17 protein-coding genes and 3 pseudogenes are annotated in these 15,055 nt (G+C 58.2%); 9 read left to right on the top strand and 11 right to left on the bottom strand.

The annotated features are described in order from the left end of the window. Positions 1 to 387: 387 nt before the first annotated feature. Positions 388 to 1,308: a LysR family transcriptional regulator gene (locus CO657_RS30470; protein ID WP_054184658.1), complete on the bottom strand. Its 921-nt coding sequence runs from the start codon at positions 1,306 to 1,308 to the stop codon at positions 388 to 390. A gap of 97 nt (positions 1,309 to 1,405) precedes the next feature. On the opposite strand from CO657_RS30470, the gene CO657_RS30465 reads away from it, so the two are divergent. The 3 genes from CO657_RS30465 (at position 1,406) to CO657_RS37690 (ending at position 3,629) form a co-directional block, all read left to right on the top strand. Further along, a complete protein-coding gene (locus tag CO657_RS30465) occupies positions 1,406 to 2,197 on the top strand; it encodes an SDR family NAD(P)-dependent oxidoreductase (protein ID WP_054184659.1) in 792 nt (263 codons plus the stop codon). A gap of 13 nt (positions 2,198 to 2,210) precedes the next feature. Beyond that, entirely contained in the window at positions 2,211 to 2,513 is a 303-nt protein-coding gene (locus CO657_RS30460) for a putative quinol monooxygenase (protein WP_054184660.1), read from the top strand. 849 nt (positions 2,514 to 3,362) lie between these two features. Then, a complete protein-coding gene (locus tag CO657_RS37690; RefSeq protein WP_245292999.1) occupies positions 3,363 to 3,629 on the top strand; it encodes a winged helix-turn-helix domain-containing protein in 267 nt (88 codons plus the stop codon). 77 nt (positions 3,630 to 3,706) lie between these two features. On the opposite strand, the gene CO657_RS37995 is transcribed toward CO657_RS37690, so the two are convergent. Beyond that, the gene (locus CO657_RS37995) at positions 3,707 to 3,832 is read right to left on the bottom strand and encodes a hypothetical protein (protein ID WP_280950492.1); all 126 of its coding nucleotides are present in this window, start codon (positions 3,830 to 3,832) and stop codon (positions 3,707 to 3,709) included. 339 nt (positions 3,833 to 4,171) lie between these two features. Here CO657_RS37995 and CO657_RS30445 point away from each other — a divergent pair, with 339 nt between their 5' ends. The 3 genes and pseudogenes from CO657_RS30445 to CO657_RS30440 all read left to right on the top strand — a co-directional run bounded on the left by CO657_RS30445 (position 4,172) and on the right by CO657_RS30440 (position 7,284). Continuing rightward, positions 4,172 to 5,674 carry a mechanosensitive ion channel family protein gene (locus CO657_RS30445; RefSeq protein WP_164918694.1) on the top strand — a complete coding sequence of 501 codons (1,503 nt, stop codon included), beginning with the start codon at positions 4,172 to 4,174 and terminating at the stop codon, positions 5,672 to 5,674. A gap of 820 nt (positions 5,675 to 6,494) precedes the next feature. After that, positions 6,495 to 6,693, top strand: a pseudogene (locus CO657_RS37685) (hypothetical protein). Positions 6,694 to 6,708: 15 nt separating this feature from the next. Further along, entirely contained in the window at positions 6,709 to 7,284 is a 576-nt protein-coding gene (locus CO657_RS30440; RefSeq protein ID WP_054184663.1) for an alpha-ketoglutarate-dependent dioxygenase AlkB, read from the top strand. 40 nt (positions 7,285 to 7,324) lie between these two features. Here the strand turns inward: CO657_RS30440 and CO657_RS37680 are convergent. Then, positions 7,325 to 7,500: pseudogene (locus tag CO657_RS37680) on the bottom strand (plasmid stabilization protein); the annotation flags it as partial. On the opposite strand from CO657_RS37680, the gene CO657_RS30430 reads away from it, so the two are divergent. Beyond that, positions 7,462 to 7,806 carry a hypothetical protein gene (locus CO657_RS30430; protein ID WP_054184664.1) on the top strand — a complete coding sequence of 115 codons (345 nt, stop codon included), beginning with the start codon at positions 7,462 to 7,464 and terminating at the stop codon, positions 7,804 to 7,806. The pseudogene CO657_RS37680 and the gene CO657_RS30430 overlap by 39 nt on opposite strands. Before the next feature lie 114 nt (positions 7,807 to 7,920). On the opposite strand, the gene CO657_RS30425 is transcribed toward CO657_RS30430, so the two are convergent. The 5 genes and pseudogenes from CO657_RS30425 to CO657_RS30400 form a co-directional block, all read right to left on the bottom strand. Further along, positions 7,921 to 8,238, bottom strand: a complete 318-nt coding sequence (locus tag CO657_RS30425) for a hypothetical protein (protein ID WP_245293000.1) — start codon at positions 8,236 to 8,238, stop codon at positions 7,921 to 7,923. Between the two features lie 795 nt (positions 8,239 to 9,033). Beyond that, positions 9,034 to 9,406, bottom strand: a pseudogene (locus CO657_RS37675) (thermonuclease family protein). Between the two features lie 217 nt (positions 9,407 to 9,623). Further along, a complete protein-coding gene (locus CO657_RS30410; protein WP_054184666.1) occupies positions 9,624 to 9,938 on the bottom strand; it encodes a hypothetical protein in 315 nt (104 codons plus the stop codon). A gap of 1 nt (position 9,939) precedes the next feature. Further along, positions 9,940 to 10,140: a hypothetical protein gene (locus CO657_RS30405; RefSeq protein ID WP_054184667.1), complete on the bottom strand. Its 201-nt coding sequence runs from the start codon at positions 10,138 to 10,140 to the stop codon at positions 9,940 to 9,942. Between the two features lie 176 nt (positions 10,141 to 10,316). Continuing rightward, entirely contained in the window at positions 10,317 to 11,198 is an 882-nt protein-coding gene (locus CO657_RS30400) for an alpha/beta fold hydrolase (RefSeq protein WP_054184668.1), read from the bottom strand. Positions 11,199 to 11,930: 732 nt separating this feature from the next. Between CO657_RS30400 and CO657_RS30395 the strand changes: the two genes are divergently transcribed. Next, on the top strand, positions 11,931 to 12,386 hold the full coding sequence (locus CO657_RS30395) for a hypothetical protein (RefSeq protein ID WP_054184669.1): 456 nt from the start codon (positions 11,931 to 11,933) through the stop codon (positions 12,384 to 12,386). Here the strand turns inward: CO657_RS30395 and CO657_RS30390 are convergent. Beyond that, positions 12,344 to 12,781, bottom strand: coding sequence for a hypothetical protein (locus CO657_RS30390; RefSeq protein WP_245293001.1), 438 nt, complete (start codon positions 12,779 to 12,781; stop codon positions 12,344 to 12,346). The genes CO657_RS30395 and CO657_RS30390 overlap by 43 nt on opposite strands. A 335-nt stretch (positions 12,782 to 13,116) precedes the next feature. Between CO657_RS30390 and CO657_RS30385 the strand changes: the two genes are divergently transcribed. Next, positions 13,117 to 13,515 carry a hypothetical protein gene (locus CO657_RS30385; protein WP_054184670.1) on the top strand — a complete coding sequence of 133 codons (399 nt, stop codon included), beginning with the start codon at positions 13,117 to 13,119 and terminating at the stop codon, positions 13,513 to 13,515. A gap of 452 nt (positions 13,516 to 13,967) precedes the next feature. On the opposite strand, the gene CO657_RS30380 is transcribed toward CO657_RS30385, so the two are convergent. Together CO657_RS30380 and ku are read right to left on the bottom strand one after the other, a co-directional pair. Then, a complete protein-coding gene (locus CO657_RS30380) occupies positions 13,968 to 14,231 on the bottom strand; it encodes a hypothetical protein (protein ID WP_054184671.1) in 264 nt (87 codons plus the stop codon). A gap of 4 nt (positions 14,232 to 14,235) precedes the next feature. Further along, positions 14,236 to 15,048: a non-homologous end joining protein Ku gene (ku, locus tag CO657_RS30375; protein ID WP_054184672.1), complete on the bottom strand. Its 813-nt coding sequence runs from the start codon at positions 15,046 to 15,048 to the stop codon at positions 14,236 to 14,238. Positions 15,049 to 15,055: the final 7 nt, after the last annotated feature.

Here is a 15,055-nt window from a genome sequence, read left to right as displayed (position 1 = left end):
CGGCTGGTCCGTTGCTCTTGATGTTCGCTTGATCCCGTTGCTGCGTGATCCGATTTCAAATCAGGTGGGGTTCCTCTCCGGTGCCTTGAATTAGGTCCTCTATTTGGACTAGCCGGGGTGGCATGCAATTCAACTTGTGAATGATTTTTGCAATCTTGCTGCTGTTAAGCGAATTCTGATTGCACGGTTCGATCAGCGACTGTGAAGCGCCCGTTCCGCCTCGAATAGTTCAGGAGCTGGGGTTCCGTTGGTTGTCTTGGGTGTGCGAACCATTTGCCTTCTCGCGTGAGAACGGCCGGGCCGCCGTTTCCGTGAATACCGCGAGCATCGTAGCCGATGAAGAAGGATGGAGCGTGTGGAAGCTCGCCTTTCGTCCATTTCTCCGGGTCAGGACGTGCCATTCAGCAGTGGTGAATCACGCAATGTCATAACCATATGTTCGATGAAGGCACGGACGCGGTGGGGCAGGGGACCGCCGCCAACATAGATGGCATGGACCAGTTCCAGGTCGCCCGGATTGTAGCCTTCGAGCAGTGCGATCAACTGCCCCGCCGCAATCTCGTCCGCCACATGGAACAGCCCCACTCTGGCGACGCCGGCGCCATCCAACGCCATCTGCTTCATCGTCTCGCCGTTGTTGACGACGATCGTGCCTTTCACCGGTTGCGCGATGTCCCGCTCATGGTCACGAAACGGCCAAGACGGCCTTGCGCGCCGGAAATTGAACGTCAGGCAGTCGTGATACGCAAGATCCGCCGGTGTTTCAGGCGAACCCCTGCGCGCCAGATAGTCGGGTGAAGCGCAGACCACGCGCCGGCTCTGTCCGAGCTTGCGCGCGATCAGCCCGCTGTCCGGCAGGTTGCCCATGCGGATGGCGACGTCGGTCTTATCCGCCACAAGGTCGACAATCCCATCGGTAAAGGAAAGATCGACGATCAGACCGGGATTGCGCGCAACGAATTCCGGTATCGCGGGGGCGACGAACATCGTGCCGAACGGTATCGTCGTATTGATCCGCAACCGCCCGCGGACCGCACCACCCGCCGCCTCCTGATCGGCATCGTTCAGCTCCTGCAGAATCCGCAGTGCCGCATGGTGATAGGCCTCACCCTCTTCGGTCAGCGTCAGGGCACGGGTCGTCCGCACAAGAAGGCGCGTGCCAAGCCTCATCTCCAGGCGTGCGATCAATTTGCTGACCGCCGATGGGGTCAGGTCGAGGTTGCGGGCGGCGGCGGAGAAGCCCCCATCCTGAACAACACGGGCAAACACCTCCATCTCGCCGGAGCGTTCCATCAGGATGCGTGGCATTGATGATCCTCGTTCACAGGTGCATGTCTTCTGAAGGCAATAGTGGGAATTGAGCTTAAATCATAGGTTTCCTCCAGCAACAATCTGGAGAGACGAGATGGATCTGCAACTCAATGGAAAGTCCGCACTTGTAACCGGCGCGACCGCCGGCATTGGCCTGGAAATCGCCCGCACGCTCGCCACGGAAGGCGCGCGTGTTATCATCACGGGACGAGATCGCGCCAAGCTCGACAGCGCGATTGCTGCCGTCAAGGCATCGGGTGGATCAGAGATTACAGGCGTTCTGGCAGATGCGGCCAATGCCGAAGGTGCTGCGATCATCGCCAGCGCCGAACCGTCGGTCGACATTCTCGTCAACAATCTCGGCATCTACGAGAGCAAGGCCTTCGGCGACATCACCGACGCTGACTGGAGCCATCTGTTCGACGTCAACGTCATGAGCGGCGTGCGCCTGTCGCGGAGCTATCTTCCCGGAATGCTGGAGCGCAACTGGGGCCGTATCGTCTTCATCTCGAGCGAGTCAGGTCTCGCTATCCCTGAGGACATGATCCACTACGCGACGACCAAGACGGCGCAGCTCTCGATCTCGCGCGGACTTGCGCAACTGACCCGTGGCACCAATGTCACCGTCAATTCCGTGCTTCCGGGGCCGACCCGCTCGGAAGGGATCGAGGCCTTCCTGCGCAGCCAGGCAAGCGATCCATCGGCTCCGATCAAGCAGATTGAGGCCGAATTCTTCGCCACCGCCCGCTCGGCATCAATCGTCCAGCGCATGGTGGAAGCAGACGAGGTGGCAAACCTCGTCGCCTATCTCGCCAGCCCCCGTTCATCGGCCACTAACGGCGCAGCCCTTCGTGCCGAAGGCGGCCTCGTCAACACCATCGCCTGAGAAAGGTTTTGCAATGTCAAACATACCTCTGACCATCATCGCCATCACTACGGCAAAGCCCGGCAAGGAGGCAGCCCTTGGCGCCGCCCAGCAAAAGCTCGTCGCCGAGACCTTGGCCGAAGACGGCTGCCTTCGCTACGAACTGCATCAGTCGCTCGATGATGCACGGGTTCGCATCTTCGTCGAAACGTGGGCAAGCGAAGACCAATGGCGTGCCCATATGCACGGCGCCGCCATGCAGCGATTTCAGGCGAGCGGCGTTGGCGATTATTTCGCTGACTTCGCTCTGCACCGGCTGACCAAGGTCGCCAGCTGAGAAGGGCCCGTCTTTTCGTTCACGACGACATTTTCTCACATTCGGAGCTAAACCCCTGAAACTTCTGCGCACCCTCGGTATCGCGCTTGCACTGAGCGCCGGCACCATAAGCGCCCATGCCGTAAACGTACTGATCGTCCGACCACCTCGACCTGAGGGTTGGCATTCGAAACGGGATTCACCTCAACGAACTGATGCAGCGGTGAAGCCGCTGCTCGACGCCGGCCATGAGACCACTTTCGCCGCGCCGAAGGGACTGCTCCATCCGTGGACGGGACACGATCGACAAGATGTACTTTGGTGGTGATGAAGCGCGATGAAAGCCAGCGAGGCGCAGTTAGCAGAACTGCACTGACGTCGAGCGATACGTCGCCTGTGGTCAGCCTCGCACGGGTCGAGCAGACCGGTTACGACCATTTCGATGCAGTCTACGTGTCCTGGCGGTCATGCCCCGATGCAGGATCTTCTGGTGAGTTCCGACTCGGCAAGTTGCCGACGGACTTCCATGAAAACGGCAAACCGACGGCTTTAGCCTGCCATGGTCCCATCGCCGGAAGCAGATAACGGAGTTATGGATCAAGAATAGAACGATCGCATCGGCGGATTCCTGTCCGAACGCGAAATGCCGGTGACGAGGATTTGCGCCGACTTCGGCCTTGGGTGAATTTCAGCGAGCCAGACGATCTTCCAACACCCTCGAGGATCTGCGAAGAGACATGGTACCCATCATCTCAGGCCAGTTGTGCAGTCCCCATGTCGCGATACGCCTTGAAAACTGGGTAGGCGGTGTAGCGTCGATCTTTCATGAATTGTGAGAACACAGTGTCACACGATCGCGGGTCCCAGGCATTGTCGAAACAAACCGCTTTCCAGTTCGGGGATTTCCGTTTTCTACCGGGAGCTCAAGCACTCCTTTATAAGGGTCAGCCCGTCGGCCTCGGTGGGCGAGATTTCGACATTCTGACCCTGCTTGTAACGCGGGCAGGCGAGGTCGTGAGCAAAGCCGATCTGTTCACGTATGCTTGGCCAGATTATATCGTCCACGACCATAACTTAAAGGTCAATGTCGGCAACCTCCGACGCTCGCTGGCCGAGCTTGATCCTTCCATGGAGTAAATCGCATTGCTGGGCGAGGCTACAAGTTCGTCGCCGCCTTGGAAAGCGACCCTCCGGCGCCAGCAAGGCAAGTCGGTTCAAGCAGAAGTCACCATATCGCTGCCCAGCGAGTTCGGCAGCTCCTCGGCCGCGATGTCGCGATCCGGCAGATCTCCGAGAAGCTCGATCAACCTGGTTACGTCACCATCGTTGGGTGGTCTCATGGCCGAAAGTCCAGGAGATGGCCAATGCGAACATCGACGATATTCGCAGGGCGAGTGAGAAAAACCGCCTACGCCTTTATTGTTGAGAAGGTCGCCCAAATTCATTCGACCAACGCTTCCATTAAAAGCCGATGTCGCTGAGACGGGGTGGTCGTCCGGACGGCGGCCAAGCGGCCAGCCGGAACTTGCAATAGGCCTCAGTTATTACAGCCGGGCAAACGCTCACTGAAGACAGATCAAGATGGAGATGTGACTGGAGCTTTGGTAATGATCTCGTGCGGGAAGAGCCCGCCGCGGTCGACGCACCTCGCTCGACTTCTGTATCGCACTAGGAATCCTATGACCGAAGAGGCAGCCCACATTAGTGCGACCCTTTTACTGCTTGCGGCTGTGATCGTTCCATGGATCACCCGGCAGTGGCCGCTCTGGGCGCGAGCGACGTGGCGTTTGGCGTTGTTTGCGATACTGACATACTTGGTTTTCCTAACGACCGGCTCGCCGTTTGCGCCGTCGTTCGACACGCAGCAGCCGGGCGAACAGGTATGGGAACAGCTAATCGAAATCGGCTGGTGGCTGATGGCCGCCCAGTGCGCGATTGGAATTGCCCGACTGCTGGTCGTCTTCGAGACCAAGCCTCGCGAGTCTCGGATCGTCTCCGATCTGCTGGCCGGGCTCATTCATCTGTTGACGCTATTCGCGGTGATCAACTTTGTGTTCGCGGTGCCGATTGGCGGACTGCTTGCCACATCCGGCGTCATCGCGATCGTGCTGGGTCTGGCGCTGCAGAGCAGTCTGTCTGACGTCTTCTCAGGAATCGCCGTTGGCATAGAGCGACCCTATAGCCCGGGCGATCTGGTCTGGGTCGAAGGTGGGATCGAGGGCCGGGTGATCCAGGTTAACTGGCGTTCCACTCATATTGCTACGATGAACCGCGACGTGGCTATCGTGCCTAACAGCGTCATGGCGAAGGCCCGACTCGTCAATCACAGCATGCCAACGACCGTTCGAGGCGTCTCGATCACAATCCGGCTTGCCGCCAACGAACGGCCTGATCGCTGCATGGCGGTACTGGTAGCGGCGGTCAAGACCTGCATGCTGATGTCCGATACGCCGGCACCAAGCGTTGCTCGCACCGAACTGCAGGGCGACGGTGTCGCCTATGACATCAGCTTCTCGATACCAAGCATCGAGGTGCTTGTCGCCGCCCGAACCGAGCTGCTTGGTCATGTCCAAACGCACTTGAGGCATGCGGGGATTGCCCTTGCCGTAGCAGGCGTGCCCATCCGGAGGCGCCCGGAAGTACCGACCGCGGGAACATTGCTCCAGGAATCGGACTGGTTTGGCGTGCTTACGGAGGCTGATCGAAACCTTTTGGCGGAGCATTTGATCGAGCACTGGTTTGCGGCGGGCGATAAGCTGATAAAGCAAGGGGACGACCCGCAGGAGCTGTTTATTCTCGCCTCGGGGACAGTCGAGATTTCTAGTGATACTCCGCCGTCGAGCGGCGTGATCTTTCGATTAGGACCAGGAGGCAGTCTCGGGGCGATCGGTATGATCACCGGCACGCCTTATGCCGCGACCGCGACCGCTCTGACGCCGGTAACCGCCTATTGCCTGAACAGGAAGGGCGTCAGCGATGCCATCGCCTCGCGGCCTGAACTCGTCAACAGCCTCGAAGTGTTGGCCCGGAGAGGGCAGGAGATGCAGCGCCGGGATGTGGTCGCGCGGCAAAACGATCACTTTGACGAGCCGGAAATGTTTTTATCCAAACTGCGCAGCTTCCTGCGAAAGATATCCGACAGTCCTAAAGACGATGACAACCGGCGAAATCACCGGCGCTAGCCGGCACTATGTTAGAGGCAGTTCTGGCTAAACAAATTCTCGCTACACACCGTTTGATCAGGGTTCTGCTGCTTCAGCTTTGCGACGTTGATCAATTGTTAGCAGGGTCGTTGCCTGCGGGAACTTCAGGCTCTATTCGTGTTGCCACTGAGAGCTGACCCGGCGCAGCCTGATATTTCCATTGAGACGCGGTCCCAGGTCCAATCATGCTGCTTCCACCGCCCGGATAACCTGCGTAAGGAAGGCTCGGGCCAAACACTGCGCAAGCGAGATCGCCGATACGCACGGCCACGTCTATGCCTTGCTCAATCATGTCGGAACTGGTCGCCGAGACGAAGGTCGACGCGTGGGCGATCACACGCTCCGCAATTCACCTCCGTGACTGCATGGATATCCCCTAGACTCAAAACGTCCATTAGCCATGACTGATTAGCAAGCGCTACATCCAGTCGCCACTTGAAAATACGAAGGGCTGCATATCCAAGCTTCACTTGCCGTATGTTACCTGCCTGCCTTCGTCGCCGCTCGATGGCGTCCGGGTTGGAAGAAAGGGCTCTTTCAACATGGATTAGTTGCTCTTTTTCCCTTCCAGGGTTCCTATTGACAACGCCCGCATTGCAATGCGGCCACCCTCCTCTTATCTTTCGGACATCACACACATATCGGCACAGCGGAACGGTCTGACGTTCATGATCCATCGTCGCCGAGCAACTGGGGTGAAGCCGTCGATAAGATGCCGGGGGCCGGGCTCCTGCGGGCCACTACCCGCAGGACATCAGCGCGGTAACTGCCGGGCACAGGGCATCTATCGAAAGAACAAATGAGGGAAGAAGTACCCCGCATCACGGTATCGAAATAAACGGCTTGACGATTGCCGTGATGTCATCAAGCCCGATTTAGAGGACCCGAGCCGCGCAACGATCGCCTCCGGCTTTTCAGTTGAGGAGGTTCTGATCGCGATCGGCGAACTCCTGTCGGAATATTTCGCCACAGTGGTGAAAGTCCCCAGCGTGCATTGAGGTGGAGAATTGACCATGGGTTTCGCAGCGCAATCAGATCTATTCGGGAAAGCGGAGCCGGCCCTACCCACCGGTTTCCGTTACCAACCAAACGTGGTCCCTGAATTAGTCCAGTCGGACCTCCTGCGTGAACTACCGCAACTGCCGCTGAAGCCATTCGACTTCCACGGCATCGAAGGCAAGCGGAGGGTGATCTCCTTTGGCTGGAAATACGACTTCGACACCCAGCAGGTGAGGCGGGTCGAAGACATCCCGCCGTTTCTCCTGCCCGTACAATCCATTGCCGCAGCCTTTGCCGGCGTCGGCCCGGATCAACTGCAGCAGGCTCTCATCACCGAATATGCACCCGGCGCGCCGATCGGATGGCATCGGGACAAAAATGTATTCGGGCGGGTTGTTGGGGTCTCCCTGTTGTCGCCGTGCACCTTCAGGCTCAGGCGCCGTGCCGGCGATAAATGGGAGCGGATCTCGGTCATTGCCGAACCCGGGTCTGCCTACGTGCTCTCCGGACCTGCGCGCAGCGACTGGGAGCACTCCATCCCGCCTGTCGATCAGCTTCGTTATTCGATCACCTTCCGGGAAATAGCCTGAGCGAAAGGTGCCAGATGGGCCCCGGTGTCAGCGCGGCCGTCTAACGATGCGCGTGTTCTGCATTGCATTTCCGGGTTGCTGCAGCCTTCTTCGCCACGTCGAACGAACGGTAGCAGATCGAGATGCAGCGGCCTTTCCACCCTTCTCGCCACCCTTATGGGCTGCGGGAGGACGAGCATGCTTTCCTTGCCCGGATCCGCCGGACTTCTTGCCGCCTATCTTTACGGACCCATGTTGTTTGCATATCCGCTTGTCTACATCGCGACTTCACCGACCATACGCCTGCCGACCCTCGACCGGTTGGGCGACGTCTCCTACGGGACCTATGTCTATGGCTGGCCCGTGGAGCAGGTAATGAAACCATGCCCTCGGCCCGTACAGTACGTGGTGGGCAGTCTTCGCCCTTTCTTTGCCGACAAGCTTATTGCTAGGTTGGCTTTCACGGCATCTGTTGGAAAAGCGTGCGCTACGGTTGAAGCGAATTTCATCTTCCAGCGTCAGCCTGTCAGTGCGTTAAGCTGACTTCAAGCCACACACCCAGCGAGTGCAGTCTGGCGCGCTTGATCCGAAGGTTCTCCCCGTCGCATTTGACGGGTGTCGCCGTCGACCCCCGTCAGCGATGCGCAGATGATCAATTCAGCGATCATCCTTGCTTCCTCGCATTTCGTTTAAGCGCATCAGCCGCTGATAGTATTCCTCGACCTTTCGAATAGCATCGCGCGGTTCAGCTTCGAAGCCTTGGTAGGGCGTCAGCCTTTGGCGCACACCGGGGCCAAGGACGCTCCATTGCCACATGCCGTTTTCGGGCCCGCCGCTCTCCACTCGTATCCTCCCGATGATTACCTGTTTGTCATAGCCCAGCCAGTCGAGATCCGTTGGCTCGTCGCTCTCGTCGAGCTTTGTGCCACGCCATGTGTAGAGAGGTTGGTACTTAGTCGCCATGTCCTGGAACATGCTCCAGCCGGCCTAATAATCAATCTGGGTTGATTGCTTTCTGGGCTGCTGTTGCTGAAATGACAAAGCCGCCTCGCATGCCTGCCAAGCCGCTGCTCGATGATGCGGAAAAGCCTCATCGCAGCCGGCCGCGCTGCCAGTGAGCAATCAGCTGAAAAGCATAAAGGATACGGTCCAGCAAAATGCCGTTCAGCCAAAGCTGGAGGAGTGGACCCGCCTCAAGATCCTCGGCCGTGGCGTCTCGGGGCTCATGGCTCTCTTCCCATCCAGCGAGAGTGTCGGGCCGCGCGGAGCGTCGCTTGGGAGCAGACCGAAAACTTGCCTCCGCACGACCCAACTCTGGGATAGGTGGATTGCCAGGTTCAAAGGCATCTAGCGATCCACTGAACAACCCCGTTGGGCGGCCGCAGTTCCCGGTCTTTTCAAAGAAAACCTCGTTTCTTCGGGCCGATCTTCGTGACCGGAATAATAGAGGTGCTGCAGTCCTCATGGCAGAGAACACAAACCTTATTTCTTGGACAAAATCTCCGCGATGGCGAGGATGAGTAGAGTGGGAGTTTTCTTAGGCATGCGCCTCTAGGGGCTGCACAACTATTTTGCACTACGTTTCTTTTTATTGCAATAAGTAATACTTATACAACGCAGATTTTAAGTAAAGTAAACGTGATTGTGTGTTTTTGTGGCTTAAGAAGAAACAACTAGAAGTCAAAAAAATATCTCGTATGGTTCATCTGGCCGCTCAGCGATTATTTGCTTACCCCAAGCATATGTCTCCTGTGCGCTGGGCGGCCGACATCAATCACACCAGTCATTATAGTGCCTCGGGCTCCACTCTCGCGCAAAACCTTCCGTGAGCAGCTTCTTGCCAATTTCTTCACCATTCATTCGGTAGATGTTGACCAGCGGCCGGTGTGTTTGTGTCCTGTCCACCGCGCCGCTCCATACGACCCGCAGACCTTTTCAGCCAACAGCTCTTTCAATCGGCCTCTGGCGAGCGACGCCAGCTTCCGTTCCTTTATGCACTTTGCGTGTGAACCAATCTCCGGCGTGTCTATGCCCGAGATGAATGGAACACCGTCCCCAGTAACCGCATGTTCTGCCCGTCGCATTTAACGGTGTCGCCGTCGACGACCGTTAACGATGCGCAGATAATCAGGCCCGCAATTATTCAGCGTTATCTCCGCGTTCAGCCGCCTTGGGCTTCCGCCCACGCGCAAGTTCCTGTTCGTGTGACCAATGGGGAAAATGTCCAAAGCACCACCAGCGGGTCGCAACAGCCGGGGAGGGGGAGTTGCCCCAGCCGCCCCACTCCCCGCATCCCTCTTGCTCGCAATAATGGACATACATCGGCGCTGCCGTGGTCAGCGCCGGCCGATCGAGATCGCTCATCTGACCTCCTGAAGCTGCCAGCCCGCTTTCGGGATAGGCCAGCCGTTCTTGGCCGCCCTGAAATCCGCCTCGCCTTCGGCCTTCTTCTTGGCTTCCATGATACCTGTTGCCCAGACGGTGATGCGCATGCGGCCCGCTCTGAAGACGAAGCGACGCTCGGTGGCGGTTTTGCCGGCGGTATATCCTGCGCGGAAGCAGGCGCGCGCAACCAACGGGCTTACCCGGTCTCGGGAAGAACCCGGCTGCGACCGCCACCAGTCGTTAAATGCGGTTTCGAAGGTAACGCGTTTTGGGTGCGGACGGTCAAGCATGTCAGTCACGCTCGTAGCTCGGCCGCCACCCACGCGTGATGCCACGGCCCATGGCGCCCTCGGTTAAAACGAGCTGCCAGCGAAGGTGGCGGATGTCAGCCAGAAGGCTTCCTATCGCCGCCTGCGCATCGCCTTTGTGATAGGCAAGCACTTCCGCAATCTCCTCGTCAACCACGGCGTCGCCGATCGGCTGCTCGCGCATATCCGTGCTCCATATTTTCGGTTTTCAGATGGGCGGCCGCCGCGCCGATGTTCTTATTATGTTCGCGCAGTGACGGGAGTCAATAATCAATCTAGGCCAATTGCTTTTTAAAGCATTGCTGATGAACTGCCTGCACGACGGAGCCGCATCGAATTTCCGATGAAGGTTGTTGCATTTCAAAGGTTTACTTCCAGGAACACAGCGAGCTCACGCGCAACCGCTTCAGGGTCCTCCCGTTGAGGAAAGTGTCCGACGTTCTGGAGAAGAATGCGTTCGAAAGGGCCTGTGAACTTCTTGTGCAGGTCCTCGGACGTCGCAACCGGCGTGACCCCGTCTTCCATGCCGTGCACGAATATTGCGGGCAGCGAAAGTGACTTCGTTGCCTTTACCAGCTTCTCCAGCCAGAGGCTCCGAGGATCCGGCTCCACTTCCTCCCACCGAACCCGATAACTATGCAGCGTGACCTCCAGCCAGTCCGGATTATCGAAGGACTTCGACACTTTGCCGAACGTTGCCTCGTCGAACCATCCCTCGGGCGCCCAGTTCTCCCACTGAAGGCGGGCGTAGCCCGCGCGGTCCTTGTCGATGGCCTCAGCGCCGCGCTTCGTCGCCATGAACCATTGATACCAGTACAACTGGGCTTGTTTGAACGGCGGGGTTTGCAACCCGCCCATGCGCGGCGTCGAGGAAAGGAGCGCAATGCGCTCGACCCGCTCGGGCCACCCGATCGCCAGGCATTCGGCGATATGAGATCCCCAGTCGTGGCCCACGACCGAAAACCGCTCGATGCCAAGTCCGTTCATCAGAGCGATGGCGTCCATGGCCAGGATGCCGCCATTTGCCGTTCTTGGTGCGTGGTCATTGCGGAACCTGCTGGGCCCGAATCCTCGCAGATATGGTATGACGAACCGAAATTTTCGGTCCTTCAATCGTTCGATGACCGCTTCCCAAGTCGATGCGTCGTCCGGCCATCCGTGAAGCAGCAGTACGGCCTTGCCGTGCTGCGTCCCGGTTTCCATGAAAGCGATCTCGAGGTCTTCTGTCCGGAGCTGCGGCATGGATAGTTTTCTCTCATCAGTTGGAGCGGCTGGTGGGGCTCGTTGACCGGCGTTCGGGAAATGCTGCTGAAAACTTGTTCGAAAGTCTGGGCCGGAACTTGCCTACGGATCCTGGCGATGTTTGAAGACGCGCCAGATTGCCGGTCGGGTATGTCGAAGGTATGGGCGTCCCGCCGCCGAGATGCTTGATCGAGTTTTCGCCGGTCGACCCAGGCGCTAATCCGTCCCGTAGGTAACGTAATTCGCGTCGTCGCTCCCGCATGAACCGCAATCGCTCAAGCTCCAGAGCATCGTGAAGGCGCAATGAGCGGTCGTATCAGGCTCGTATCGGGCGACGACGTCGCCGGGTGTCGCACCGGACGCCGCTAATGAGTTTTGTCAACCGGCCCCACGCCCCTTGAGCCGCGCAGAAGGGGTTGGAGAAGGAGTGGACCATTGACTCCTGCGCGGCCGGAACCCCGTGGGGGGTAGATCGCGAACAGTGCAGGGCATACGCCATCCAACGATCTTAGCGGCTAACCACCAGCCCGAGGATGCGGTTCCCGTACAGTTCCGCACCAATCGTTTCGCCACTTCGGGCTCGTGGCTTGGTCGCTGAATGATTTGTCAACACGGCTGTTCATCGGAGGTTCATTGAGGAAGGCCCCCAATATATGCCTTCCGTCATCGGCGTCACAGCTCAGGCGGAAGAGGGAGACTGAAACATCAACATCATCGACCGAGGCCAATCACATGTCGCACAAATTGCTTCTCTCCGCTGCTGGATCGTTGCTTGCTGCATTTATCATGTCGACGCCGGCGCACGCGCTGACGATGAAGGAATGCAGCACAAAATATCAGGCGGCTAAAACTGACGGCTCCGCCACAGGCATGAAGTGGAACGACTTCCGAGCCAAATTCTGCGGGGCGGATGCGGCTGCCGCCGATAAGGAAGACGAGGCGGACGTCGCAAAAACATCGGAAAAAGAGCCTGAAAAGCCGACAACCGCGGCGCCGAAGAGCGTCAAGTTCCCGAAGGCGGTAGACAAGAAATATTCAAGCGAAACGCCGGGCAAAGGCCGCCTGCACACCTGCGTCGACGCCTATCACGCTGCCAAGGATGCCGGCACGCTCGGCGATCTGAAGTGGATCCAAAAGGGCGGCGGCTATTGGAGCCTTTGCAACACGAGCATCAAGGGTGCCGGCTGAGCACAGGCGCTTTCTGTTACCCGAGAAACCAGGCGGCTTACGCCGCCTGGTGACGAAAACCAAACCGGCGCTATTCCACCGTAAACGTTCCGCCCCTTGGAGTATTCCTTACCTCCAAGCGAATTGTTAGTTGCACATTTTTCCTTGCCGAACTTCTCACACATCTTATTGTCTTTGATGCTCCAAGTCCCCTTGTAGGTGGCCTTGTCGCCGTCGACAGTGGCTTCAATCGTTCCGTCTGGTTTATAAGTTGTGACGCCCGATTGGGTCTTTGACTTCCAGTGAATTGGGTGGCCCACCAACTCTCTTTTCAACTGCTCCGCTGTCATGGTTGCTGCATATGCACTAGATACGAAGGCTAGCATAATAAGGCCAGAAACCGTGATCGCTTTCATCGTTTCCTCCCTTCTCATTAAGCGATGATTGTAACCGCGTTACGGCGCGGCGAATATCTATCCCAATTGCTTATCTCGACCTCCAAATCTGCTGGATTTCGCCCGGCCAGCTGAGGCCTGGACAGAGCCCGGATCGTTATGAGCTGCATCCTGAACATCGTAGAGGTTCGCGCCAGGCCCGAAAGACGCCGTTCAGGGCTTTTGTTATCCCGCGGGCATATGAAGGCCAAGGCCTTTCCTTTTTCCCAAGGCTTTCGCAGGGAACAAAAGCTCCTTCCGAGACATATCCCGGCGATTTTCAACAAATGCGGCCTGGCCGTGAGAAGGAGCTACCAATGGTTACTAGGAAGGAGCGGCCCACCCTGCTCGATGAAGGCGCGAAGATCGGCGAACCCGTTCCGCGCGGCATCGTCGACATTAACACCGCGTCGGTCGGTATTCCGGCCCAGCCGGTGTTCGATGCACAGCAGGAGATCGGCGCGCTGCGTAGGCAGTTGGAAGCCATTCGCGACCAGCTCGCCGGCGCAGTGGCGGGCGGTGCACGCCAGGCGGCACGGCAGACGAAAGCAACGATTAAGCTTTACCCTATCTCCACACTGGTCGCCGTCGCTGGGCTTGCCGGCGTGTTCGCCTTGGCGGTTGCTGGTCTGAGGGCTGCTCCGCCACGCTCGCGGTACGACCGAACGCTCGACGATCTCCGCAGTCTGTACGACAGGGTCCGCGAGCGGTTCTAGAACAGGATGATTTTAGGCCCGGTTGGCCTAGAATCTGAACCCTGTTCTAAATTAGAGAGTTAGAGCATGATGTCGCCCGAAAACCGCGCACACTTTTCGGCATCATGCTCTAGTGAGATTTGATACTAGAACCTCGGGCTTTCCCGCTAGCTTCGTCTCGAAAGCTGGCCTTTGATCTGCAGAATGATGCCCATCACGGGCAGCGCGCAGACGTTCCGTCCGCTGCTCAAGAGCCGAGACGAGGGCGAGCCTAGCCGTGCAGATCGGCAAGTCTCTCTTCGAGCGAGTCGAAAATGGTCTTCGTCGCCATCCACCTTCCAATTGCCGCCCCGGGACAGCACCTCAGTAACGCCGCTCTATGCGGGCGGGAGCCGTCGCAAACCAAGGCGACGGTTCCCGTCATCAAATTCCAAAACTCTTCCGGGCTACTGGTGGCGCGCACGAGCTACGTCTCAGTGCCGGGTATCGAGTAGCGGCTGGTCGTCGTCAAAGTTGCCGTTGCTGGCTGCGTCGTAGGCATTCAGACTCCTACCGCCGCCACGTGTCCCGAAGGCTGTGAGCTGGACCATGATCGCTCGAGCGCGCTCGACTGCGACCTCTTCATCGACATAAGCCCCATCGGCAACATGAACCGTTACAGCTTCGCCATCGTCCCCGAGAAAGTCGATCCGCCAGCCGTCGTCTTCGTGAGCAACTCTCGTGTCCGTCAGATGCATGGCGTCACCCTGCCTTTCTTCCCTTGAGATCGGCTTCGACGCTCTTTCGCAGAGCATCCATGATGTTGACCACATTCGACGTCGGTGCGGCCTCGGCAGCCTTGCCTTTGGCGGCCTTTTTCGGCTTCAGCGCCTTCCTCTTCTCTTCGATCAGCTTGAGTAGGCTAGTCTGGATCGGATCACTGACCATGTCCGACGACCAGTGCGCGGACTTCTGCTTTATGAGCTTCTGGACCAGAGGCACGAGATCGGGATCGGCGTCGTCATCGATATCCTCGAAGTACGACTCCTCCGGCCGCACTTCGTCGCCATACCGCAGAGACCACAGGACGATGCCTTGATCGCGCGGCTCCAGGATAACCGCGCGTTCGCGACGGCCCATTACCAGCTTGGAGACCCCGACGACCCCATCCGACTTCATGGCATCGCGGATCACCGCGAAGGCTTCGTTGCCAACAGCGTCGTCCGGCATCAGATAGTGAGGCTTCTCGAGGTAGACCCATTCGATACTGTCAGCCGGAACGAACTTCTCGATATCGATGGTCTTCACTGTGTCGAGAGCGACGCGATCCAAATCATCATCGGTGAGGATGACGTAGTCGTTCTCACCGCGGGCATAGCCCTTGGCCTCGTTCTCGTCCTTCACGGGTTTTCCGGTGATCGAATCCACATATTGGGAAACGACGCGGTTGCCGGTGTCCTTGTTGAGGGTATGGAAGCGGACCTTCTCGGATTCGGAGGTCGCCGGGGTCATTGCGACGGGGCAGGTGACTAGTGAGAGCTTGAGGTAGCCTTTCCAATAATAGCGCGGTGCCATGTCAAGT

This window comes from Rhizobium acidisoli (genome assembly GCF_002531755.2).
GTDB classification, from domain to species: domain Bacteria; phylum Pseudomonadota; class Alphaproteobacteria; order Rhizobiales; family Rhizobiaceae; genus Rhizobium; species Rhizobium acidisoli.
The sequence above is the reverse complement of the archived record's forward strand: the minus strand, read 5'-3'. Positions and strand labels throughout refer to the sequence as shown.